The organism is Sphingomonas sp. 7/4-4 (assembly GCF_027941955.1).
Lineage (GTDB): Bacteria > Pseudomonadota > Alphaproteobacteria > Sphingomonadales > Sphingomonadaceae > Sphingomonas.
Genome location: NZ_CP115960.1, coordinates 3605009 through 3627368 on the forward strand (window position 1 = coordinate 3605009; position 22360 = coordinate 3627368).

Consider the following 22360-nt stretch of genomic DNA (forward strand, 5'->3'; position numbering starts at 1 on the left):
CGCTAAAATGACCCTTCGCAAGGGTACAAAGCGGGTGTTACCGGACAAATAGGATGATCGCTTGGCGGCCGCGCCCGCGGCGTGCCCCGGCGCTTGCCGACCCCCACTTCCCGCTGCCCGGCGCGCCTATCGCTTCTGCCAGACCCGCACGTAATCGACTTCCATCTTCGACGGGAAGGCCGCGTCGTCGATTCCTTCTGGCCGCCCCAGCCGCCGACGGCGACGTTGAGGATCAGATATTGCGGGCTGGCGAAGGGCCAGGTCGCGGGATCGCCCTTGTGGTCGTTGTCGAAGCGCATGTGGGCGTGTCCGTCCACGCCGATCAGGATGCGGTCCTCGTTCCAATCGAGCTGGTAATTGTGGAACGCGGTGCATGCGTCGGGCACCATCGCGTCAGCGCCTTTCTGGGTCTTGGCGACGTGGTTGTATGCCTTGGTGTGGATCGTGCCGTGGACGCGGCCGGGGTCCCAGCCGACATGCTCCATGATGTCGATCTCGCCCATCGTCGGCCAGCCGGCCTTGCCGTCCGACGCCAGCATCCAGATCGCCGGCCAGAGCCCGCGCCCGCAGGCGAGCTTCGCGCGGACTTCGATATAGCCGTATTTCCAGTCGCCCAGCCCTTTGGTGACGAGCTTGCCCGAGGCAAACTCCTGCCCGCCGAAATCGGCCTTGTCGGCGAGTCGCTCCTTACGAGCCTCGAGGATCAGATGCCCGTTCTCGACCCGGACATTTTCGGGACGGTCGGCGGCATAATATTGGCGCTCTTCGTTGTACCAGCCTTCCTTGTTGCGGCTGGTGTCGTACGCCCATTTCTTCGGATCAGGCGCGCCGGGAGCATCGAACTCGTCGGCCCAGACCTGGACATAGCCCGCCGGTACGCCGAGCGGCGCATCGGTCTTGGAAGTGGTGGAAGATGCCGCGCTCTGGGCCGCGGCGGGAAGGGGCAGCAGGGCGGCGAGGGCCGCGAACAGCCCCCGCCCGAACCTCATTTGGGCGAGATGACCATCAGCATCTGACGGCCCTCCATGCGCGGATAGCTCTCGATCTTGGCGATCTCCGCCGTATCGTCCTGCACGCGCTTGAGCAGGATCATGCCGAGCTGGCCGTGCGAAAGCTCGCGGCCCCGGAAGCGCAGGGTGACCTTCACCTTGTCGCCTTCGCCGATGAATTTGTGGATCGCCTTCATCTTCGTATCATAATCATGATCGTCGATGTTCGGACGCATCTTGATCTCCTTGATCTCCTGCGTCTTCTGGGTCTTCCGCGCCTGGTTGGCCTTTTTCTGGGCCTCGTACTTGAACTTGCCGACGTCGAGGAACTTGGCGACGGGCGGATCGGCGTTGGGCGACACTTCGACAAGGTCGAGCCCAAGCTCGCGCGCCTGATCCATCGCCTCGCGCGTGAACATCACGCCGAGATTTTCGCCCTCATGATCGATCACCCGCACCTTGGGTGACTGAATGAATTCATTGAAGCGCGGGCCGTTCATCGGCGGCGGTGCCAGAGGGCGCCGGGATTGGGGAGGACGGATAGGTATTTCTCCTGGGACTCGTGGGTTCAGCGTGGCGATATAGTCATTGACCCGAAGATTTGGAAGCCGCGCTGGCGCCACTGTGGCGCAAATGCACCAGTTGGTAGGCACGGCCCTGCGGATCGGTCTCCGTACGGCCCCTTGCTGCGACGCAGCAACACTTCCTTACACACGCGGCCGATTTCTTCCGATACCTCGTATGGCGCTGGATGCGGAGCCTGCCCGATGCGAGGCAAGCCCGATCCGGACCGCAGGGGACCACCACCTAAAGGGGAGTCCCAATGAAAAAATGTCTCGCGCTCGCCATCCTGCTCGGTTCGGCCACGCCCGCCTTCGCGCAGGAAGAGGAGCCGCCCAAGGCCGTCACTGTCTCGGGCAGCGTCGCGCTCGTTTCCGACTATCGTTTCCGCGGGGTCTCGCAGACCGACGAGGAGATGGCGATCCAGGGCGGCCTGACGGTCAGCCATGAGAGCGGCCTCTATGGCGGCGTCTGGGCATCGAACCTTTCCGGCTGGGGCACGTTCGGCGGCGCCAACATGGAGCTCGATCTCTATGCGGGATACAAGCTTCCGCTCGGCGACGGCGCCGCGCTCGATGTCGGCCTGACCTGGTACATGTATCCGGGCGGGTTCCAGAACACCGATTTCGCCGAGCCTTATGTCAAGCTCTCGGGCTCGCTCGGCCCGGTGACGGCGCTGGCCGGCGTGGCCTATGCGCCCAAGCAGGAAGCGCTCGGCAATTTCTCGGCGACGCCGCAGAGCAACGGCCAGTCCGAGGACAATCTCTATGTCTGGGGCGATCTCTCTGGGGGCGTGAAGGGAACGCCGCTGACGCTCAAGGGGCACATCGGCTATTCGAACGGCAACCCCGGGCTCGGGCCGAATGGCACCAGCCTCTCGCCCACCGGCGAATATCTCGACTGGATGCTCGGTGCGGATCTCGCGATCCCCGGCACGCCGCTGACGCTGGGCGTCGCTTATACCGACACCGACATCAGCGAGAGCGAGTCGGCCTATCTGCTGCCGAACTTCTCGTCGACCAAGGATGGGTCGAGCATCGCAGGGAGCCAGGTGGTGTTCTCGGTGAGCGCGGCCTTCTAGGCGCGAACGGAATGTGGGTCGGCTTCCCGGGCCGGCCCGCAACCGCTCAGAGCGGCCAGAGCCGGTCTATCGGCCGCTCGAGAACGCGCGCGGCGACTGCATGCAGATTGGTGGGCGAAAGCCGTCCGGTGCGGGTGGCTCGATCGAGCCACGCCTCGATCGAGCCGCCGGTATCGCTCCATTTGTCCTGCCGGAGCATGCCATAGAGCCCGGCGGCGAGGACATGGATGCCGTCGTCATTGTCGCGCCAGCGATCGGCCGGATTGCGCGCCACGCCCAGCCGCTCGCTGATCAGCTGATCGAGCGCCTGGACCATGTCCTCGTTCAGATAGCCGTCGAGGCTGGTATAGCCCCATTTGGGATCGTGCTCGCGGACGATGTGCGGGATCAGCGGGTCCCTGGCCAGCACCGCCAGCGCGGCCTTCGCCACCGGGCCGTCCATCGGGAACGGCGGATGGAGCATCTCGTGCGCGGCGTTGCGGACGGTGATCGCGAGGTTCCAGTCGGCGGCCTGGAGGAAGGTCTGGCCCTGCACCTTGATGCCGTGCGGCTTGCAGAAGCGGAGCAGCACCACTTCGATCTCGGGCGCGAAGCTGCGGCCGGTGAGCTTCTGCTGCAGGCGGATCACGTCGAAGGGCGCGAGATCGCGCTGGAGCTGGGGAATGCGCGAGGCGAGCTCCTCCGAGCGCGCATTGCGGAAGGCAGCGAAGCCGGCGGTGCGCATCGCCGTGAACACCGCGACGAGGCGGGGGCGGTGGCGGCGAGCCATTTCCATTCGGCTTCGTCCCAATAGGGGCTCTTCTGGAGGCTCGGGCGGATGCGGGCTTCGGGATCGGCGAGCGCAGTGATGACGGCGTCGAGCGTGGAGACGTCGGTGCCCGAGATCTTGCTCGACAGGACCGGGCCGAGCAGGCCGAAACCCGCGGTGCCGGCTTCCTTCCACAATGCCGCGATCTCGGCGCGGACCGGATCGGGGAGCGGGAACGCCTTCGCGTCCTCGGCATAATAATTCTGGTAGAGCGGCTCGCCCGACAGCGGCCCGAGAAACGCGATCGCGTCATGGCCTTCCGAGCTGGTGACTTTCCAGCGCGTGATGGATGCGGTCTGCGCGAGGGCGCCGGGTGCGGCGAGTGCGCCGAGCGTGGCGGCGAGGAAGAGGCGACGGTCCATGTGCCCGGTCTAGCGGGCGGAAGCTCCGGCGGATTGAACGGACTTTGCCTTGAGGCGTGCGGGCGGATGACCGGTCATCGCTAACACAGAGCGAGTGAAATGGGCCTGATCGGCGAAGCCGTGCTCCGCGGCGAAAACCGCGAGGCTGCCCTGCCAGCGATCGAGCGCGAGCAATGCGCGGCGGGTGCGCGCCTCGAGACGATAGCGCTTGGGGCTGACGCCATAAGCGCGCGCGAAGCCGCGGCTGACCGACGCGGGATCGAGGCCCATCCGATCCGCCCATGCAGCGATCGGAACGGCGGGATCGTCGCGCAGCGCAGTGGCGAGCAGATCGGGCCAGTCCATGGCGCATGCGGCATCGGGCCGGAAGCTCCCGCGAACCAGCTCGGCGGCCGCCAGTGGATCGCGCTCCGCCATGCGGGCGACGGCGTCGGGATCGGCGACGCTGCCCGCACCGGCGAGGCCGGGCAGAGCGGGCAGGTTGAGCACGCGTGCGCCGCCCGCGCCGAAATGGTCCTGATGCGCCGCCCAGCGATCGTGGATCACGACGGTGCCCGGCCGTGCGGCGAGACGGCCGCCGTCGCCGGCCTCTTCATATCCGCCGGCGAGCACCAATGCGACATAGCCATGGACATGGCGGTGCCGCGGCAGGCGATCGCCCGCCGCGTGCCGGCCGATGCCGCTATGGCTCACCGATCGCTCACTGCGCCCGCAGGTCGGGTGCGGAGGCCTCTTCGACCAGCTTGGCCACGACCTCGTCCAGCGTCAGCATCTGCTGGCCCTGGCTTCCCAGCACGCGCAGCGCGACGGTGCCTTCGTCGGCTTCGCGCTTGCCGACCACCAGCAGGTTCGGGACCTTGGCCACCGAATGCTCGCGGACCTTGTAGTTGATCTTCTCGTTGCGCAGATCGGTCTCGACGCGGATGCCCGCCGCGCGCAATTTGTCGGTCACCTGCAGCGCATATTCGTCGGCATCCGAGACGATCGTCGCGACTACGGCCTGGGTCGGCGCCAGCCAAACCGGCAGCTTGCCGGCGAAATGCTCGATCAGGATGCCGATGAAGCGTTCGTACGATCCGAAGATCGCGCGGTGGAGCATCACCGGGCGATGGCGCTCGCCATCCTCGCCGACATAGGACGCGTCGAGCCGTTCGGGCAGCACGCGGTCCGACTGAAGCGTGCCGACCTGCCAGGTCCGCCCGATCGCGTCGGTCAGATGCCACTCCAGCTTGGGCGCATAGAAGGCGCCTTCGCCGGGCAGTTCCTCCCAGCCATATTCCTCGGTAGCCAGCCCAGCGCGGACCACGGCGTCGCGCAGCTCGGTCTCGGCCTGGTCCCACATTGCGTCGGTGCCGAAGCGCTTGTCGGGGCGTAGCGCCAGCTTGATCGCATAGGTGAAGCCGAAATGACGATAGATGCGGTCGGCGAGCTCGCAGAATGCGCGGACCTCGTCGACGATCTGGTCCTCGCGGCAGAAGATGTGCGCATCGTCCTGGGTGAACTGGCGGACGCGCATCAGCCCGTGCAGCGCGCCGTGCGGCTCGTTGCGGTGGCAGCAGCCGTTTTCGTACAGCCTGAGCGGCAAGTCGCGATACGATTTGATGCCCTGCTTGAAGATCAGGATGTGCGCGGGGCAGTTCATCGGCTTGAGCGCCATCCACTGCGCGTCGTTCGAGACGATGGGCCCGTCGTCCTCGGTGTTGGGCACTTCGTCGGGGATGACGAACATGTTCTCGCGATATTTGCCCCAATGGCCGGACTGCTCCCATTGGCGCGCGTCCATCACTTGCGGGGTCTTCACTTCGCGATAGCCCGCGGCGTCGATCGCGCGGCGCATATAAGCCTCGAGCTCGCGCCAGATGGTGAAGCCGTGCGGGTGCCAGAATACCGATCCGTGGGCTTCGGCCTGGAGGTGGAACAGGTCCATCTCTGCCCCAAGCTTGCGGTGGTCGCGCTTGGCCGCCTCCTCGAGCCGCATCAGATGCTCGTCGAGCTGCTTCTTGTTGAGCCAGCCGGTGCCGTAGATGCGCGAAAGCATCGCGTTCTTCTGGTCGCCACGCCAATAGGCGCCCGAGACGCGCGTCAGCTTGAACGCATTGGGATCGACCTTGCCGGTGGAGGCGAGATGCGGGCCGCGGCACATGTCGAGCCACGAATCCGCACCCTTGCCGGCGCGGTACACCGTCAGTTCCTCGCCTTCGGGAAGCTCCTGCGCCCATTCGGCCTTGAAGGTCTCGCCTTGCTTCTGCCAGCGCGCGATCAGGTCGGCGCGCGACCAGACTTCGCGGATGAGCGGCGCGTCGGCCGCGATGATCTTGCGCATCTCGGCTTCGATCGCGGGCAGATCCTCCTCGGTGAAGGGGCGGTCCTTCGGCGCGAAATCGTAATAGAAGCCGTCATCGGTCGACGGGCCGAAAGTGATCTGGGTGCCGGGAAACAGCTTTTGCACCGCTTCGGCGAGGATGTGCGCATAATCGTGGCGCGCCAGTTCGAGCGCGTCCTTCTCGTCCCGCGCAGTGACGAGCGCGAGCTGCGCGTCGCCTTCGAACGCCCGCCCGATGTCGCGCAGTTCGCCGTCGACGCGCGCGGCGAGCGCGGCCTTGGCGAGCCCCGGACCGATCGCCGCGGCGATGTCCGCCGGGGTAGTCCCCGGGGCTACCTCACGGACGGAACCGTCGGGCAGCGTGATACGGAACATCTCGGACACGGGATTGGGACTTTCACTGGAGGACTTCGGGAGCGCGGCTTATGCCCGCGCAGGCGCGATATAGGCAAGGCGGACGGCAACCGCAAAAATCGGCAATAGTCTGATGATTGCCACTTGCGCTGCGCGTCCAATCGGTTTCAGATCATGCGATGCTGAACCGACATATGAACCGGCGGGACCTGATCGCGGGCGGCGCCGCGCTCTCGATCGCCGCCGCAACGCCCGGCATCGCGCACGCGAAGGGCGTGAAGGTCACCAACCCCTCGTGCTCCAGCGCGCCGATCCGCAGATATTGCGCCATGGCGGCTGGTTCTATTTCACCGGCTCGGTCCCCGAATATGACCGCATCGTGCTCCGCCGCGCGAGGACGGTCGCCGGCCTCAAGGACGCACCCGAGACCGTGATCTGGCGCCGTCCGGCGAGCGGCAGGATGGCCGGCTATATCTGGGCGCCCGAGGTCCATCATTTCGATGGTGCCTGGCATTTCTATTTCGCGGCCGGCAATAGCGACGACAAGTTCCGCATCCGCACCTATGTCTTGCAGGGGCGCGGCGAGAACCCGCTGACCGCCGACTGGTCGCTGCTCGGCCAGTTCGAGACGCCCTGGGACACGTTCACGCTCGACAGCACGACCTTCGAGCACAAGGGCACCCGCTATATCTGCTGGGCGCAGCGCGAACCCGGGATCGAGACCAACAGCAATCTCTATCTCGCCCCGCTCAAGACTCCCAATACGCTCGCGGCGGCGCCGGCGCGGCTGACGGTGCCGACGCTCGATTGGGAAGTGCGGGGCTTCAAGGTCGCCGAAGGGCCGGCATTGCTCGCGCGGGGCGGCAAGCTGTTCCTCACCTATTCGGCAAGCGCCACCGATGCGCGTTACTGCATGGGGATGCTCACTGCCGACGCCGACAGCGACATCATGGACCCGAAGTCGTGGAGCAAGTCGTCGGTGCCGGTGTTCGCGACGTCGGAGGCGAACAAGGTCTATGGCCCCGGCCATAACGGCTTCGTCGTCGACGAGACCGGCCGCGATCTATTGGTCTATCACGGCCGCGACTATCGCGAGATCAAGGGCGATCCTCTGTTCGATCCGAACCGCCATACGCGGGTGCAGCCGATCCATTATCGGGCGGACGGGACGCCCGATTTCGGCGTGCCGGTGGCGAACGGGGTGCTTCGCTAAAATCCTCCCCCGCGCAGCGGGGAGGGGACCACGAAGTGGTGGAGGGGCGTAGCCGCGGGCGATGTCGCTTGGGGAGAGGCCCCTCCGTCGCCTTCGGCGCCACCTCCCCGCTTCGCGAGGGAGGATTTAGAAGGTTAAGCCAGTCCGAACGGCACCACGCGGTTCAGCTCGACATGGCCGATTTCGGCGCGGCCGAGATAGGGGACCTTCATGTCGCGGCACCAGCGCGTGATGATCTGTTCGATCGTCTCGCCGAAGTCGTTGCCGTTGTCGACCACCGAGCTCACTGCGCCGAGCCGCACGCCGGCGATGCCCTTGAGCTGGGTGGCGTGCGCCATCTGGAACAGCATCCGGTCGATCCGGTAGAGCGGCTCGTCGACTTCCTCGATCATCAGCACATGATCGGTGAGATCGGGCAGCCATTTGGTGCCGATCATCGAAGCGAGGATGGCGAGGTTGAACGCCGCGGCCGGGCGTCCGTCGGCAAGGCTCGGCTCGAGCGCGCGGCGGTCCTTGTCGATCAGCCAGCCGAGCGCCCAGCCCGCCGCCTCGCCGGTATCGTTCTGGCCGATGCTGCTGGCCATCGAGGCGTGCACCGAACGTCCGATCCGTCGCGCATAGAGCGCGCCGAGCAGGAACCCCATGTCGGAGAAGCCCATATAGGTCTTGCGCCCCGCGGCGGCGCCCAGCTGGGGCATCACCATGTCGAGGATGCGATTCGAGCCATAGCCGCCGCGCGCGAACCAGATCGCGTCGAAGGCGGGATCGTTGGCAACTTCCAGGAACGCCGCGGCGCGCTGCTCGTCGGTGCCCGCGAAATGGCCGGCTTCGTAATAGCATTGCTCGTGAAACACGATGTCGTGGCCGGGATAAGTGAGCGCCATGAACGCCGCCATCCGCAGCGAGCTTTCGCGCGTGACGGGTCTTGCCGGTGCTACCACTCCGATGCGCATGCGCTTGCCAATTCCCGTTCGCCCTGAGCTTGTCGAAGGGCCGTCCTGCTTCTCGGCTCGCAGGTAGAAGACAAAACGGTGCTTCGACAAGCTCAGCACGAACGGAAGGAGATGTGCGGCCTTGCCCTCGCGTTGGGGATTGCCGATAGCGCGAGCCCATGCAGCACGGCAAATCTTACTTCTTCGTCGGCATCGGCGGCTCGGGAATGATGCCTCTCGCGATGATCCTGGCGGGGCAGGGCGCCAGTGTCGCCGGATCGGACCGCAGCCTCGACGCGGGGCGGCTGCCCGCCAAGTTCGACGACCTCGCGCGCCGCGGAGTCGCCCTGTTCCCGCAGGACGGCAGCGGGATCACGTCGCCCGACCAGATCGTCGTCGCCTCCGCGGCGATCGAGGCGAGCGTGCCCGACATGGTCCGTGCGGCCGAACTGGGCAACGCGCGGATGACGCGCGCCGAGCTGAACGCGCAGCTGTTCAACGCCGCGCCGCAATCGATCGGCGTGGCGGGGACCAGCGGCAAATCGACCGTCACCGGCATGATCGGCTGGATCCTGCGTGCCTGCGGTCGCGATCCGACGGTGATGAACGGCGCGGTGATGAAGAACTTCGTCTCTCCGCAAGCGCCGTTCGCGAGCGCGCTGGTGGGCGCGGGCGGGGCCTATGTCAGCGAAGTCGACGAGAGCGACGGCTCTATCGCGCTCTATCGGCCCGGGATCGCAGTGCTCAACAATGTCAGCCTCGATCACATGCCGATGGCGCAATTGATCGAATTGTTCGGCGCCTTCATCGCCAAGGCGGGCAAGGCGGTGGTCAACCTCGACAATGGCGAAGGCGCAGCGCTGGCGATGATGCAGCCTGCCGACCGGCTGATCAGCTTCGCGATCGAAAGCGAGGCCGATCTGGTCGCGCGCAACATCGAGCAGCAGCGTTTCAGCGCCGCATTCGATCTACACGCGCGCGGCGAGGCGCTGGTCCGCGTGACGCTGCAGGTGCCCGGCCGCCACAATGTCTCGAATGCTCTCGCCGCAATCGGCGCGGCGCGGGCGGCGGGCGTGCCGCTGGACGACGCGGTTCGCGCGATCGCCGGTTTCGCCGGGCTCAAGCGGCGCTTCGAGCTGGTCGGCGAGGCAAACGGCGTCGCAGTGATCGACGATTTCGGGCACAATCCGGACAAGATCGCCGCCACGCTCGACACGCTCCATGCCTTTCCCGGCCGCCTGCTGCTGCTGTTCCAGCCGCACGGTTATGGCCCGCTCAAGGTGATGCGCAGCGAGCTTGTGGCGATGTTCGCCGAAAAGCTGGCGGCGGACGACCTGCTGACCCTGCCCGATCCGGTCTATCAGGGCGGCACGGTGAAGCGCGAAGTGACCAGCGCGGACATCGTCACCGATGTCGCTGCGAGCGGCAGGCTGGCGCTTCACATCCCGGAACGCGAGGCGGCCGCGGCGCATCTAGCGGCGCAGGCGCGGCCGGGCGACCGGATCGTCGTGATGGGCGCGCGGGACGACACGCTCAGCCTGCTCGCGCAATCGATGCTGGATGCGCTCCACCGCGGCTAGTTCGCGGTTGACTGGGTATCCGGCTGTCGGGGATGCTCCAGCCGCGCACGCCTGATCCGCAATCCGATGAACAGCACGGTTGGCCAGAACACGGTGTTGAGCACGTCGCTCGTCGTATCGGGCATCCACTGGCCGTGGTTCACGCGGTCCATGATCTCGTTGGCAAACTCGGCGAGATAGACTGCGAGCAAGGGCCAGGGCGTCGCCAGCGAACGGCCGGACACCACGCGCACGAACAGCAGGACCGCCATTCCGGCGTGGATGTGGAGGACGGTATCGGGTGCGCCGGTGCCGTCGCCGACCCATTGGATCAGGCGGCGATATAATTCGAACGGGTTCATGCATGCGCCCTAGCGCGCATTCCCCCGCGCCGCCATTGCCGTACCGGATCGCTAGTCGGGGGAGTTATGCGCGCGGCGCTCGCGCTTCTTCTGGCGGGCATATTTTGCCGCATGGGTGTTGCGCCTGGCGAAGACGATCAGCCCAACTGCCGCCAGCGCCATCAGCGTGAGCAGGGCATAGGCCAGCAGGATGCGATCGGGGATGGGGAATACCTATGGGCGACGTTTCATGAAGATGGGGCGGCGGCCGCCGGAAACAACGCCTGGCGGATAAGCCGAGCCTGATTCTGTCGCTCGGGACGCCGTATCGTGATGCTTGATCAGCCTTTGACCTTGCCGCGACGTTGAACGCCTTCCTTGCAGCCGAGAAAAGGCCCCGGGGAGGCTGTCTCCCCGGGGGCCGGTTCCCTGTCGCTGGCAGTCCGGCTCAATAGGTGCCGGAGAAGCTGCGATTGAGGTTGTGCTCGGTGGACCAGTCATTGCGGTCATCGCGGTCGTCGCGGCCTTCGCCGAACAGCGCGCCCGATCGTTCCTCGTCGCGCCAATGCGCCTTCGCCTCGTCGGCGGTCTTGCGCAGCGTCACCTTGTCGTCGACCGACTGAATCCAGCGCGACGGGATCGAATGGTGGTGACCGCCGGCATCGCTGTCGCTCTTGGTGAGCAGGATGCGATCGCCGCGCACCTTGTCGACGGTGCCGACATGGCTGCCGTCGGATCCCAGCACTTCCATGTGCTCGGTCACGCGCCGCAGCGAATCGCGCTGGCCGGAGCGTTCGGTCCGCCAGCTGCCGAACTCATTTTCGAAGCGCTGCGAATTCTCGCGCTGATATTCGTCATAGTCGCGGTCGAGCTCGGCGATGCGCTGGCGGCGCCACGACTGGTAATGGCCGTCGCCGGTGCCGCCATAGACGCGTTCGCGGCGGCCAAGGCGCTCGTCGTAGCGCTGGTCCATCTCACGGCGGCGTTCGGCCTCCTCGTCGCCGAACCACGAGCGGACCTCGTCGCCCGCGCGTTCGAAGAAGCCGCGATCCTCGCCATAGCCGGCGCGGCCGCCGGAATAGCTGCGGCCCCGATCATAGTCGCGCGCGCCGCCAAAGCCTCGGCCAGCCGTGCCGCCGCGATAATAGTCAGAACGTTCGCGATCCCGATAGTCGCGGCCGCGATAGTCGCCGCCGCGATCGTTCCACTCGTAATCGTTGCGCCACGCGCGTCCGCGCGGGCGTCCGCCATAGCCAAGTTCGCCGGCAGCGGCATAATCGCGCGCGCTCGAATAGGTATAGTCGCGGCCGGAGCCGTAATCCTCGGTATAGTCCTGCGGGCTGCCGCGGCCATATGCATCGTGCGGGCCATAGCGGTTGTTGCGGTCGTCCATCTCGCCTCTCCAGATCGTTGGTCGAACCAGGGCGCGGTCGGCAGGCAATCGCCGTCGCGCCCGACGCCCGATTCAGCGTGCGAGAGGGGGCCAAGGTTCCGGCAATCCATCGAATTTCCGGCCGCTTCGGCGCGTGTGGAGAGCAACCCGCCGCCGGCGTTCGGCGCAGTTGCATAGCGGTTCGGGTGACGCTAATGGGGGCGCCTTCCGGGAGACCGGAAACAGGCGGCGGGGCTGTAGCTCAGATGGGAGAGCGCTGCAATCGCACTGCAGAGGTCAGGGGTTCGATTCCCCTCAGCTCCACCACGCCGTTCAAAAAAATAGCATGACATTCCGACCCTTCGGGGGCCATCGCGGCCTGGTCCCGCATTGCGATTGGAGCCCGAATGTCTTCTGCCGCGTCGCGAAGCCTGATCCTTTTCCTGGCGGGCATCCTGTCCTGTACGGATGCTTTGGCTAGTGCGCGGATGTCGGGTTCGAGCTTGGCGTCGGGGGAAGACGGAGACTCTTTTCACCAGGCGCAAGTCGAGGCGCGTATTATCTTCGCGCCACGCAGCGTTCGCGCCAGCGACGGCGGGTTCGATCTCGGCTATGAATTGCATATCGCCAGTTTTCAGTCCGGCGAGGCGATCAAGCTTGTCGGCCTGGCGGTCTTTCTCGATGACGCCTCGGTTCCCTTGATGAAAGTCGAAGGCTCCGCGATCAACTCGCTGGTCGCGCAGCCGGCCGGCGACGGCGATCCTCGGGACGGACTTTCGATCGCGTCGGGCCAGAGCAGGACGCTTTTCCTGTGGTTGAAATTGCCCGCCGGCGCGAAACCGCATTTCCTGCGGCACCAATTGATCTTCCGGACCAGCACGGGAGCGATTCAGCGCGCCGATGATATCCGCACCGAGATCGTCGAATCCGCGCCCATCAGGATTGCGGCACCGCTTCGAGGTGGAAGGTGGCTGGCGGCGGAAGGCCCGGGAATCACCGGTCGCACCATTGGGGCAGCATGGTGGCGATCGACGGCAAGCTGACCAATCCCCAGCGTTTCGCTGTCGACTGGTTCGCAATCGATGCTGAAGACCGCGCGTTCCGCGGAACCCACGCCTCACCCGCGTCGACCGTCGATGAAGACTGGTTCGGCTACGGGCAGGACGTGCTCGCCGTGGCGGCCGGTGTCGTCGTGGATGCCCGCGACGGAATAGCCAATGGCAGGCCGTTGGCCCCGCAGGAGAGTCCGGAGGATCTGACGAACCGGACGCTTTACGGAAACTTCGTGGTGCTGAAGATCGGGCCGGGTGTCTTCGCGCACTATGCCCATCTGAAGGCCGGCAGCCTGACGGTGAAAATCGGGCAGAAAGTTCGGCGCGGCACCGTTATCGGACAGCTCGGCCAGACCGGTGCGGCCGGCGCCCCCATCTGCACTTTCACATCAGCGACCGGCCCAGCTTCGAGCGATCGGAAGGGCTGCCCTTCGAGCTCAGTTCCTTCACGCTTCTCGATCGCAACAGGAAGATCGAGGAGATGCTCGGCGCAAGGCCGTCGGTCAACCGGCCGTCACCCCCGCGAACCGTACACCGTCTCGAGATGCCCCTCGATGGCGACGTGATCGCTTTTCCCTAGGAATTCTCAGCCCATCGGGCCCGAGCGATACCAGCGCCGGATCGCGGGCAGGCGACGCAGCTCGCATCCGCAATGACGGCAACGGCTATGCTGTATGCCGTCGGCATCCACCCAAAGCTTGTATTCGGGGACATGGTGACCCGAGAGGCAGGAAGGGCGCATCGATCGTCGGTTCGAAGAGTCGGAAGTGCGGGGCGGCATCATCGATGCTCCTCTGGTCCGGCGATCGTCGGGTCGGCGGCGCGAAAGGCATCGAACAGCGTCGCGACGACCAACTTGTCGTCGCCGTTCAGGAAATGCCCGCCGGGCAAGGCGATCACATGCGCGGCGGTTCCGACGAGCGCCGGGCAGAGGCTGTCGGTCTCGCGCACGCCGTAGATGCAGGTGACCGGTGCCCAGTCGAGCGCGCGCATGGCAGGGGCCGGCAGGGCGTCGGGCGTGCCGAGATAGGCCAACCCCGTCGGATCGGCGCGAAAATAGACTCGCTCCGCAGGCACGACGAGGCTCACGGCGGCGATTCGGCGGCGCAGTTCGGGGGCAGATCGGGCGCGGCAACGGCGATCATGTCGGAGCCGAAGGACTGGCCGATCAGCACCACGCGGCTCGCACGGGTTTTGGCGAGCGCGGTGCGGATCGCGTCGGCGAGGATGGCGTCCACTTCCGCGCGCGTGCGGCGAGTGGCGAAGTTTACCGACGAGCTGATCCCGATCACCGGGATGCCGCGTGCGGCGAGGGCCGGCGCCACCTTCGGGCCCATGCCGAAGCGCATGCCCATGTCGCCGGAAAAATAGACCGCGGCGACCGCCGGATGTTTCGCCTTGTCGGCGGCGAAGAACCGCACCGCCTGATTGTCGATGAGATGGAGCGACGGCACGGCAAGGGCCACCACGATTAGGGCCACGACGGCGAGGATGCCGGCGCCGAGCAGGCGCAAGAGCCGCGATCTGCGCAGCCACCTCAGCATGGCAGCGCCTCCTTCAGGCGAAGGTCGGGCGCGATTGCCGGCACGGGAGCGGAGGCCGGGACAGGAGCGGGGGCGTCGGCCCGGCGCCTTCGCGGCCGATCAGGCGAGAAGGTCGCGCAGCGCCTGTATCAGGCCGAGGCCGCGCGGCCCGGCCACGTAGCGCGGCTCCCAGACCGGCGCGAACTTCTCCTTGTATCCGTGCAGGCCGCGAAAGCCGTAAAAGCGTTCGCCGTGGCGGAATACGAGCGCGGCGACCTTTGCCCAGGCAGGCGCGAGCCGGTGGCCGTCGATCCCGGCGAGCGGCGCCATGCCCAGCGTGAAACGCCGGTATCCGCGCTCTCTTGCCCATTGGATCAGGTTCACGAACAGGAAGTCCATCGTTCCCGTCGGCGCATCGTCGCGGTGCCGCATCAGATCGACCGACGCTTCCTGCTTGCCTTCGGTCAGCCAGAGGTTGGCGAAGGCGACGATACGCCCCTCGATCGTGACGAGCCCGACATCGAAGTTGCATAGATAGTCGCGGTCGAACCGGCCGAGGCTGAAGCTCTTCTCGCGATGTCCCTTGCTGCGGATCCACTCGTCCGAGATCCTCTCGAGCTCATCGAGGACGACCGGCACGGCAGCGGCGGGAACGATGTGGAACCGCGCGCCCGCTTTGGCGGCGGCGCGCTCCGAACGACGGGCATTGCGCAGCCGCGGCGTATCCAGCGCGAAATCGGCGAGGTCGACGATCGCCTCCTCGCCATATTTGATGATCTGCAGGCCGAGACCGATCGCCAGATCGAGCGCCGCCGGCGACACTTCGTACAGCAGGATGCGTCCCTGCTGGCGATCGGCAAGGTCGCGCAGCGTCCAGAGCAATTCGGCCCATGCCTGGGGCGCTCCGATGGGATCGCCCATCACGATCCAGCTTCCGCCCTCGACCTGGTACATGAGAAACGCATCGCGTTCCCGGGAAATCAGGAAGCGCTTGTCCCCGGTGAGCGCGAGCATCGCCTCGGTGCGCGTAGTCGAGCGGAGAATGGCGCGGATAGCCGCTTTGTCTTCATCGGGTGATGCCCCGCCGGCGGGGCGGCTGCCGGCGACAGGAGCCGCCAGATCGCCGCACCTGCCAGCACCACGCCGCTCCCGACCGTCGCGCGCAGAAACCGCGGTGCATCTCCGTGGAGGGCGAAGTGCCACCAGAGCTGGTCGGCATAGGCAATGTTCCGATAGGCGAAGAGCCCGGCCCAGACCGCCAGTGCGACCACGACCGCCACCGAAGCCAGCCAGCCCGCGGTAAGGGGCTGCTGGGTCAGGGCCGTGCGCCGGTAGAACGCTCCGCGCGTCCATTGCAGCAAGCCGGCGAGGGCGAGGCAGATGACGGCCTCCTCATAATCGATCCCCTTGGCGAGCGAGAAGGCGGCACCCGCCAGCAGGAGCAGGCGCGTGGCGTGGAAGGCACCGTCGAGCCGCCGGTAAAGTCCGGGCGCAAGCAGCAGGAGGCCAGTGCCTACGAGGCTTGCGGCGACATGACTCGCTTCGATGAAGGGGAGAGGCAGGATGCCTGCCAGCATGCCCATCCGCGCGTGGATCGCCGGCAGCGAACCCGAGAGCAACAGCATCCCGCCGCCGAGGAAAGTCGCGGCGCTGAGCACCAGCGGCGATACGCCGTTGGCGAAGGATTGCGCGCTCGCGAGCAGCCGGCCCATATGGCGATGCCGAACCCCTCGTTCCAGGCGAGCAGCAGCACCGCTACGCCAAGGGGCAGCAGATAATAGATGAAGCGATAGGCGATCAGGGCGGCGAAGAGCGTCGCCCGATCCCCGGGCAACGCCGCCAGGACGATCGCCTCGAACACGCCGATACCGCCGGGCACGTGCGTGAGCACCGACGCGACGACGGCGAGCGACCAGGCGAGGATGAAGGCCGGAAGCATCGCCGGACCGGCACCGGGGATCAGCACCAGCAGCGCCGCGCTCGCGCATGCGATGTCGACCAGCGCGATGCCGATCTGGGCCGCCAGCTGGGACGGACGCGGCGCCGGCAGGACGAAGCCGAAAATCGACAAGGGGCGGAGGAGGCCCGCGGTCGTCACCAGCGCCGCCATCACGATGAGGAGGACGGCGCCGGCCAGATGCGTCTGCGCGGAGTCGAGCGTCAGGGAGGCGATCGTCACCGGCCCCGCATGGCTGAGCAAAGCTACGCCGGCGACTACGGTGACGCCTGTCCAGAAAGTGGCGCCCGCGATCGCGACTACCCGCGCGACATCCATCCCGTCCAGCCCCGCGGCCGCATAGACGCGGTACCGCGCCGACCCGCCGGTCAGCAGCGAAAGCCCGAGATTGTGACTGAGCGTATAGCTGGTGAAAGAGGCCAGCGCCGCGGTCCGCCATGGGAGCGGCCTGTCGATCACCCTGAGGGCCAGTACGTCGTAGAAGGTGAGCGCCAGATAGCTGCCGGCGGTCAGCGCGAGTGCGAGTGCGATCTGGCCCGTCGTGAGTGCGTGCGCGGCCGCGCGAACATCGGCGAAGTGGATTTCGCTGGTCAGCGTTTCGAGCGCGACGAAGCCGAGCGCGATCAGGACGAGCACCAATGCGATGGTGACCTGCCGGCGATATCGCCCGAACAGGAGGCGCAGGCGGTTCATTGCGGCAGTCGATCGATGTGGCTCCAGATCTGCGACTTGCAGATGAGTCCGCCGAGGATGCACCCCTTGATCTTCAGCCGATCGCCCGGGAGTGCATTGATCTCGGAGGAGAAGTGCCGTCCCATGTCGGGCACGAAGACGGTGCCGGACCAGCTCGATGCGCCGTCAGCCTGATAATTTTCGAGGAGCTCGGTGCCGATCAGCCGATCGACGCCGCTCTCCTTCGCGTCCTTTGCGCATCGGCGCGCGCCCAGACGATCCATCCGCACAATTTGTCGCCGCACGGGCCGGTGCGTACCGCCACCGATCCGTGCGGATTGAGCCACAGGCCCTGCGGCGAACCCGCGGGCCGGGTGGCCGCCAGTGCGGGTGCCGTGACTAAACTTGCCAGCGCTATCAACGCAGTCGTGAACCTTGCCTTGTGCATGCGCTCTGCTCCAATCGGGAGCCGAGCAATATCCGCGTGCGGATTGCCGCGAGTTCAGCGTTCCCTGAAGAATCGGTAATGTTGCGCCGATCGGCGCGCCGGCCGCTTCGAGCCTAGCGGCTGAGGGCATAAGTGATCACGAAGCAGGCGAGGGTGAGGAGCAGCATCGCCGCGATGAATGTCCGGTCGGCGATGCGCTCGAGCCAGTGGAGGCGCTTGCGCGACTGGACGCGCAGCGCGAAATAGGATGCGAGCGTCGCCGAGAGGAACAGAAGAGCGTCCAGCGAAAGCAGATCGTCGGCGATCGTGCCCTGCCTGCGCATTGCCGTCGCGACGCGCAAAAGGCTGATGCCGGTGAGGCAAACCCCCACCATCGCCGCCGCGATCGGACAGATCAGCTGGCAGGTCCGTTCGTCGAGCGCGCGGGGGCTGGGTCTCCGGGCCGGAGGATCGTTCATCGCGGACGCGCTCCTTCTGGTTTGGCTTCCGCTAGCCCAGCGCGCCGAACCGCGTGCTGAAGGGAAGATGAGCAAAAATTCATCCGTTCCCAACCCGGACGACAGGCGCCCCGGGCTAGTTTCTCCACGCACAAGGAGACGCGCATCATGGCCAGCAACCATTTCCTCGCGCTCGCGGACCGCTTGATCGGCAAGGATCCCGCGGCGCTCGGCCCCGAGGAACGACGCGTGCTCGCAAAGATGCACGAGCGCCGCCCCGGCGCGCGCGACGCGGCCGACGCTGCGGATCAGATCGCGACCTTCGGCGATCGGCTGGCGGACCGGGTCGCCTCGGTAGGCGGCTCCTGGGGCTTCATCATCGCCTTTGCGGTCGTGCTGTTCGGCTGGATGCTGCTCAACTCGGATGTGCTGCAGCATTGGGGACTCGCCTTCGATCCCTATCCCTTCATCTTCCTCAATCTGATGCTTTCCACGCTGGCTGCCGTCCAGGCACCCGTGATCATGATGAGCCAGAACCGCCAGGCAGCGAAGGACCGGGTCGCCGCCAGCCTCGATTATGAAGTCAATCTGCGCTGCGAGCTCGAGATGTTGCGGCTGCACGAGAAGATCGATCTTGTCGTGGCCCAGCGGCTCGATGAGATTCTGGAAGAGATGCGGCGGCGGCTTCCACCGGAATCCGGGCGATGAGGGGCATGCGACGCCTGCGGTCGCTTGCACTCGGCATCGTCATCCTGGCCGGGCTCGCCGCGATATGGATGTCGCGGGATATCGCCAGGCACCACTATGTCGGTGGGGAAGATCCGTTCGGAGCCACGATGGCGCCGATGTCCGCCGGCGGGCCGCTTCTCGTCGACAGCCTGCGCTCGGGCGGAGAGGCCGAGCAAGCGGGCCTGCGGGTCGGCGACCGGATAGATGTTGTCGACAGCCGGCGCCCCCGCTCGACGCGCGATGTCGAAAAGGCATTCGCGGCGCATCACCGGGTAAGCTTGCAAGTACGCCGCGGCGGCCGCACGGTCGCGCTGACCGTCACGTCGCATCGGAGCTGAGCAGGTGGGGCACAAGATCCTGGTCGTCGAGGACGATGAAGCGACCGCGCAATACATCGCCAAGGGCCTGGCGGAGGAAGGCTTCGTGGTCGATCGCGCCGACAATGGTCGCGACGGACTCTTTCACGCGACGGACGGCACCTATGCCTGCATCGTGCTCGACAGGATGCTGCCCGGACTGGACGGAATGGCAGTGCTCGCGGCGCTGCGCAGCGCGGGCGTGGAGACGCCTGTCATCGTGCTGTCAGCGCTGGGCTCCGCCGAGGACCGGGTCAAGGGCCTGACCAGCGGATCGGACGACTATCTCGGCAAGCCGTTCGCCTTCGCCGAGCTCCTGGCGCGCATTCGCCTGCTGATCCGGCGCGGTGCGGCAGCCGCTGCGCCGGAGACGGTGCTGCGCTGCGACGATCTCGAAATGGACCTCCTCGCGCGGCGGGTGCGCCGCGGCGGGCGGACCATCGAGCTTCAGCCACGCGAATTCAGGCTGCTCGAATTCCTGCTGCGCCATGTCGATCAGGTGGTGACGCGTACCATGCTTCTCGAAGGCGTGTGGGACTATCACTTCGATCCGGGCACCAATGTGGTGGATGTCCATCTCAGCCGGTTGCGCAAGAAGGTCGATGAAGGCGCCGTCCGGCCATTGCTGCACACCGTGAGAGGGGCGGGATACCGGCTCGGCGCAGTGCCGTGACCTGGCGTTCGACGACCTTTCGGTTCGCGGCGCTCGTCTTCCTCGGCCAGGTCATCGCAGCGGCGATCCTGCTTGCTGCAGTGGGCGCCGTGTTGCGCGCACGCAGCGACTCCGATGCGGCAGCGACAGCGGAAACCATTCGCGGGGAGATGCTCGCAACCTATACCCGCGGCGGAACCCCGGCGCTCGCGCGCCAGATCGAATTGCGCAAGACCGAGGCGATCACTCGCAACGGCGTGACGCTCCTCATCGACCGCGCGGGACGCAGGTTGGCCGGCAATCTCGGCGACTGGCCCCCAGCGTGCCCGCGGCGAACGATTATGCCGAGATTCAGCTCTACCGCGTGGGGCATGTCGCGCCCGAGACGATGCTGGTGCGAGTTACCCGCTTACCCGGCGGGGAGCGGCTCCTCACCGGTATCGGGGTGGAAAGCGAGCGTCAGCTTCTAGATCTTCTGGGGAAACCAGCGCATTGGCGCTCGCGCTCGCACTGATGATGGCCGCGCTGGCGGCCTGGTTGGCGGCGCGCCTGATCACGGCCCGCTTGGAGGGCACGATCACGACTCTTCAGGGACTACGTGACGGCGATCTGGGCCGGAGAGTGCCGGAGGATCGGTCCGGCGATGCGTTCAGTGTCCTGGGAGAAGAGGTCAATCACTCGCTCGATCGCGTCACGTCGCTGATCTCGGAACTCAAGATCGCCACCGACGGGCTGGCGCACGACCTGAAGTCACCGCTGACCCGGCTCCGCGTCGCTCTGGAGCATGTGGCGAGCGAAGCAAGCGAACCGGCCACCCGGGAAGCGGCGGACCGAGCAATGGCCGAAGGCGATCGCCTGCTCGCGCTGGTGGAAACCGCGCTCAGCATCAGCCGCGCCGAGGGTGGCATCGGCCGCGAGAGTTTCGCCGAAGTCGACCTTGCCGCGCTGCTGGCGACGATGGCGGAGATCTATGCGCCGCTCGTCGAGGATCATGGCCGGGCGATCCTGGTCGATGCGCCGGCGGTTGCCCGTTGGCGCGTGCATCGCGAGCTGCTTGCCCAGGCCATGGGCAACCTCGTCGACAATGCGATCAAATATGGGGACGGCGCGATCACGCTGAAGCTCGCCGTCGAAGGCGATCACGTCCTCATTACCGTGTCCGATCAGGGAACGGGCATACCGCCCGCGCTGTACGGCGAAGCGCTTCGTCGTTTCGGGAGACTCGATGCGGCGCGTGGCGGATCGGGGGCCGGCCTTGGCCTGTCGCTGGTTCAGGCGGTGGCACATCTGCACGGTGGTAGCGTCGAGCTGGGCAACAGCGGACCCGGCCTTGCCGTCACGGTCGAGCTTCGGGCGCTTCCCGAGTCTCCGGGGAGCGGGCGCTCGAACGGGCGATGACCGAACCGGGGCGTGACGGGACAGCGGCGGTGTCGACGAGCAACGACCACGGCGCCGGCAGATAGTCGAGCGACATGTAGAAATAGAAGGCGCAGGAACCGTCACGGCGATAGCTCGCGCCTTTGACAATCCCGAAGGCAGTGGTTCCGCTGAACACAGGCCCGCCGCTGTCTCCGCCCTTGCAGCCGGGACCCGCGACGGTGACCCATGTCGGCAGGCAGGCGCCGCCGCACAGGTCACCGGCGGGCGCGAAGTCGAGAAGCTCCACTTCGGCGCAGCTGTAGCCGCTGCTCTCGCCGCGATGGCAGACGAAGTCGCCTGCGCGGGTGCTGGGCTTGCTGCGCTGCATTTCGACCGGCCGTTCAATCGTGCGTGCCGTGTCCGAATAGATCAGCGGCCGCTCGGGCGCGGCACCGGCGTGGATCTGCACGTCATGATAGCCCCAGCCCCATTGGCCGACGAAGCTGAGCGGCGTCGGCCGTCGCTGCGGATCGTAATAGGTCATGTCGTCAAGGCAATGGGCGGCCGTGGTGATGCCGCTGCGCACGCCGTCCGTCACCGCGAAGCCGGTCGTGCATCGATAGTGCTTGCCGTCGGCCGGGCTGATCCCGTCGAGGCGCCCGCCACCATGGAGATCGAGATTCCGGTCGGTGCGCTCGAGAATTCGGACCTGGACGGGCACGCCGGTCAGCTTTTCGAGCCTGGCGTCGATCGCCGCGGCGCCGCCGTCCGCCGCGGCGACCGCGTTGCCGAGGATGACGACCAGCTCGCCGGACCGCGGATCGAGGCCCATGGCCGGCGGGCTCGACAGCGCGGCGCGGATCGCGGCCTGATGATAAGTGATCGCCCAGATCACACGGTCGCGGCTGGCCTTGGCGCCCGTCCGGAAGACGATCGGCACAGTCGTGCCGCCGGTGCGGAAGTGCATCTCCGCCACCGGCTCATCCCCCGTCAGATAGACCACGTATCGGTAATCGGGGCGATGCTGGACCGAAATGCCGGCGAGCCGGTCCCGATAGCGGCGGGCGATCGCGTCCGTCGTGGCGACGCTGTCCTGCTGCGCGCGAAGGCGGCGAAGCGCCTCCTGCTGCGGCACGCCATAGAGGCGGGCATATTCGCCCGCGTCCTGCACCAGCGCCGCCTCGCGCGTTTGCACCAACTGCGCCGCCGCGGGCTGGGTGATCACCGCCGCGAGCAATATCAGCTGCGAACGCAGGATCCCGGCGAGATTCATAGGCGCG

General features: G+C 66.6%; 25 protein-coding genes, 1 tRNA gene and 1 pseudogene. 11 read left to right on the forward strand and 16 right to left on the reverse strand.

Going from position 1 to position 22360, the window contains the following annotated elements; all coding sequences use genetic code 11:
- Positions 1-2 precede the first annotated feature (2 nt).
- Together PIB19_RS18430 and infC are read right to left on the reverse strand one after the other, a co-directional pair.
- Positions 3-989, reverse strand: a complete 987-nt coding sequence (locus PIB19_RS18430) for a glycoside hydrolase family 16 protein (protein ID WP_271238497.1) — start codon at positions 987-989, stop codon at positions 3-5.
- On the reverse strand, positions 986-1489 hold the full coding sequence (infC, locus tag PIB19_RS18435; protein ID WP_271238498.1) for a translation initiation factor IF-3: 504 nt from the start codon (positions 1487-1489) through the stop codon (positions 986-988). Before infC ends, PIB19_RS18430 begins: the two co-directional genes overlap by 4 nt.
- 323 nt (positions 1490-1812) lie before the next feature.
- Here infC and PIB19_RS18440 point away from each other — a divergent pair, with 323 nt between their 5' ends.
- Positions 1813-2631, forward strand: coding sequence for a TorF family putative porin (locus PIB19_RS18440; protein WP_271238499.1), 819 nt, complete (start codon positions 1813-1815; stop codon positions 2629-2631).
- Positions 2632-2677: 46 nt separating this feature from the next.
- Here PIB19_RS18440 and PIB19_RS18445 read toward each other — a convergent pair whose 3' ends face one another.
- From PIB19_RS18445 to thrS, 4 genes are read right to left on the reverse strand one after another with little or no spacing between them, the layout of a single operon-like run.
- Complete coding sequence (locus PIB19_RS18445; RefSeq protein ID WP_271238500.1) at positions 2678-3355, reverse strand: hypothetical protein; 678 nt, start codon at positions 3353-3355, stop codon at positions 2678-2680.
- A complete protein-coding gene (locus PIB19_RS18450; protein ID WP_271238501.1) occupies positions 3256-3801 on the reverse strand; it encodes a hypothetical protein in 546 nt (181 codons plus the stop codon). The genes PIB19_RS18445 and PIB19_RS18450 overlap by 100 nt, the downstream gene beginning before the upstream one ends.
- Before the next feature lie 9 nt (positions 3802-3810).
- Positions 3811-4494 carry a helix-turn-helix domain-containing protein gene (locus PIB19_RS18455; protein ID WP_271238502.1) on the reverse strand — a complete coding sequence of 228 codons (684 nt, stop codon included), beginning with the start codon at positions 4492-4494 and terminating at the stop codon, positions 3811-3813.
- Between the two features lie 7 nt (positions 4495-4501).
- Entirely contained in the window at positions 4502-6499 is a 1998-nt protein-coding gene (gene thrS, locus PIB19_RS18460; protein WP_271241030.1) for a threonine--tRNA ligase, read from the reverse strand.
- Between the two features lie 274 nt (positions 6500-6773).
- Between thrS and PIB19_RS18465 the strand changes: the two genes are divergently transcribed.
- Positions 6774-7691: a glycoside hydrolase family 43 protein gene (locus tag PIB19_RS18465; RefSeq protein ID WP_336297180.1), complete on the forward strand. Its 918-nt coding sequence runs from the start codon at positions 6774-6776 to the stop codon at positions 7689-7691.
- Between the two features lie 134 nt (positions 7692-7825).
- Here PIB19_RS18465 and PIB19_RS18470 read toward each other — a convergent pair whose 3' ends face one another.
- Positions 7826-8644 (reverse strand): LD-carboxypeptidase, encoded by an 819-nt coding sequence (locus PIB19_RS18470; protein WP_271238503.1) that lies wholly within the window; start codon positions 8642-8644, stop codon positions 7826-7828.
- 158 nt (positions 8645-8802) lie between these two features.
- Between PIB19_RS18470 and PIB19_RS18475 the strand changes: the two genes are divergently transcribed.
- Complete coding sequence (locus tag PIB19_RS18475) at positions 8803-10203, forward strand: glutamate ligase domain-containing protein (protein ID WP_271238504.1); 1401 nt, start codon at positions 8803-8805, stop codon at positions 10201-10203.
- Here the strand turns inward: PIB19_RS18475 and PIB19_RS18480 are convergent.
- Both PIB19_RS18480 and PIB19_RS18485 read right to left on the reverse strand, forming a co-directional pair.
- Positions 10200-10544 (reverse strand): hypothetical protein, encoded by a 345-nt coding sequence (locus PIB19_RS18480; RefSeq protein ID WP_271238505.1) that lies wholly within the window; start codon positions 10542-10544, stop codon positions 10200-10202. The genes PIB19_RS18475 and PIB19_RS18480 overlap by 4 nt on opposite strands.
- A gap of 427 nt (positions 10545-10971) precedes the next feature.
- Positions 10972-11916: a DUF2171 domain-containing protein gene (locus PIB19_RS18485; RefSeq protein ID WP_271238506.1), complete on the reverse strand. Its 945-nt coding sequence runs from the start codon at positions 11914-11916 to the stop codon at positions 10972-10974.
- Between the two features lie 230 nt (positions 11917-12146).
- Between PIB19_RS18485 and PIB19_RS18490 the strand changes: the two genes are divergently transcribed.
- The 3 genes from PIB19_RS18490 to PIB19_RS18500 all read left to right on the forward strand — a co-directional run bounded on the left by PIB19_RS18490 (position 12147) and on the right by PIB19_RS18500 (position 13513).
- Positions 12147-12222: transfer RNA gene (locus PIB19_RS18490), tRNA-Ala, on the forward strand.
- 80 nt (positions 12223-12302) lie between these two features.
- Complete coding sequence (locus tag PIB19_RS18495; RefSeq protein WP_271238507.1) at positions 12303-12938, forward strand: hypothetical protein; 636 nt, start codon at positions 12303-12305, stop codon at positions 12936-12938.
- The gene (locus PIB19_RS18500) at positions 12917-13513 is read left to right on the forward strand and encodes a M23 family metallopeptidase (RefSeq protein WP_271238508.1); all 597 of its coding nucleotides are present in this window, start codon (positions 12917-12919) and stop codon (positions 13511-13513) included. Before PIB19_RS18495 ends, PIB19_RS18500 begins: the two co-directional genes overlap by 22 nt.
- 214 nt (positions 13514-13727) lie before the next feature.
- On the opposite strand, the pseudogene PIB19_RS23765 reads toward PIB19_RS18500, so the two are convergent.
- The 6 genes and pseudogenes from PIB19_RS23765 to PIB19_RS18525 form a co-directional block, all read right to left on the reverse strand.
- Positions 13728-14491 (reverse strand): annotated as a pseudogene (locus PIB19_RS23765) (AcvB/VirJ family lysyl-phosphatidylglycerol hydrolase).
- A 99-nt stretch (positions 14492-14590) separates the two neighbouring features.
- Positions 14591-15484 carry a phosphatidylglycerol lysyltransferase domain-containing protein gene (locus tag PIB19_RS23185; RefSeq protein WP_336297181.1) on the reverse strand — a complete coding sequence of 298 codons (894 nt, stop codon included), beginning with the start codon at positions 15482-15484 and terminating at the stop codon, positions 14591-14593.
- Positions 15451-16047, reverse strand: a complete 597-nt coding sequence (locus PIB19_RS23190) for a hypothetical protein (protein ID WP_336297182.1) — start codon at positions 16045-16047, stop codon at positions 15451-15453. Before PIB19_RS23190 ends, PIB19_RS23185 begins: the two co-directional genes overlap by 34 nt.
- Complete coding sequence (locus PIB19_RS23195; protein WP_336297183.1) at positions 15984-17120, reverse strand: hypothetical protein; 1137 nt, start codon at positions 17118-17120, stop codon at positions 15984-15986. The genes PIB19_RS23190 and PIB19_RS23195 overlap by 64 nt, the downstream gene beginning before the upstream one ends.
- Positions 17117-17383, reverse strand: a complete 267-nt coding sequence (locus tag PIB19_RS23200; protein ID WP_336297184.1) for a DUF2147 domain-containing protein — start codon at positions 17381-17383, stop codon at positions 17117-17119. The genes PIB19_RS23195 and PIB19_RS23200 overlap by 4 nt, the downstream gene beginning before the upstream one ends.
- Before the next feature lie 277 nt (positions 17384-17660).
- Positions 17661-18005, reverse strand: coding sequence for a hypothetical protein (locus PIB19_RS18525; RefSeq protein WP_271238511.1), 345 nt, complete (start codon positions 18003-18005; stop codon positions 17661-17663).
- Positions 18006-18152: 147 nt separating this feature from the next.
- Here PIB19_RS18525 and PIB19_RS18530 point away from each other — a divergent pair, with 147 nt between their 5' ends.
- The 5 genes from PIB19_RS18530 to PIB19_RS18550 are packed head-to-tail and all read left to right on the forward strand — an operon-like array spanning position 18153 to position 21119.
- Complete coding sequence (locus PIB19_RS18530; protein WP_271238512.1) at positions 18153-18692, forward strand: DUF1003 domain-containing protein; 540 nt, start codon at positions 18153-18155, stop codon at positions 18690-18692.
- Positions 18693-18697: 5 nt separating this feature from the next.
- On the forward strand, positions 18698-19051 hold the full coding sequence (locus PIB19_RS18535) for a PDZ domain-containing protein (RefSeq protein ID WP_271238513.1): 354 nt from the start codon (positions 18698-18700) through the stop codon (positions 19049-19051).
- Positions 19052-19055: 4 nt separating this feature from the next.
- The gene (locus PIB19_RS18540) at positions 19056-19742 is read left to right on the forward strand and encodes a winged helix-turn-helix domain-containing protein (protein ID WP_271238514.1); all 687 of its coding nucleotides are present in this window, start codon (positions 19056-19058) and stop codon (positions 19740-19742) included.
- Positions 19739-20191 (forward strand): hypothetical protein, encoded by a 453-nt coding sequence (locus tag PIB19_RS18545; protein WP_271238515.1) that lies wholly within the window; start codon positions 19739-19741, stop codon positions 20189-20191. The genes PIB19_RS18540 and PIB19_RS18545 overlap by 4 nt, the downstream gene beginning before the upstream one ends.
- 22 nt (positions 20192-20213) lie before the next feature.
- Positions 20214-21119 (forward strand): sensor histidine kinase, encoded by a 906-nt coding sequence (locus PIB19_RS18550; protein ID WP_271238516.1) that lies wholly within the window; start codon positions 20214-20216, stop codon positions 21117-21119.
- Here the strand turns inward: PIB19_RS18550 and PIB19_RS18555 are convergent.
- Positions 21058-22353 carry a hypothetical protein gene (locus tag PIB19_RS18555; RefSeq protein WP_271238517.1) on the reverse strand — a complete coding sequence of 432 codons (1296 nt, stop codon included), beginning with the start codon at positions 22351-22353 and terminating at the stop codon, positions 21058-21060. The genes PIB19_RS18550 and PIB19_RS18555 overlap by 62 nt on opposite strands.
- Positions 22354-22360: the final 7 nt, after the last annotated feature.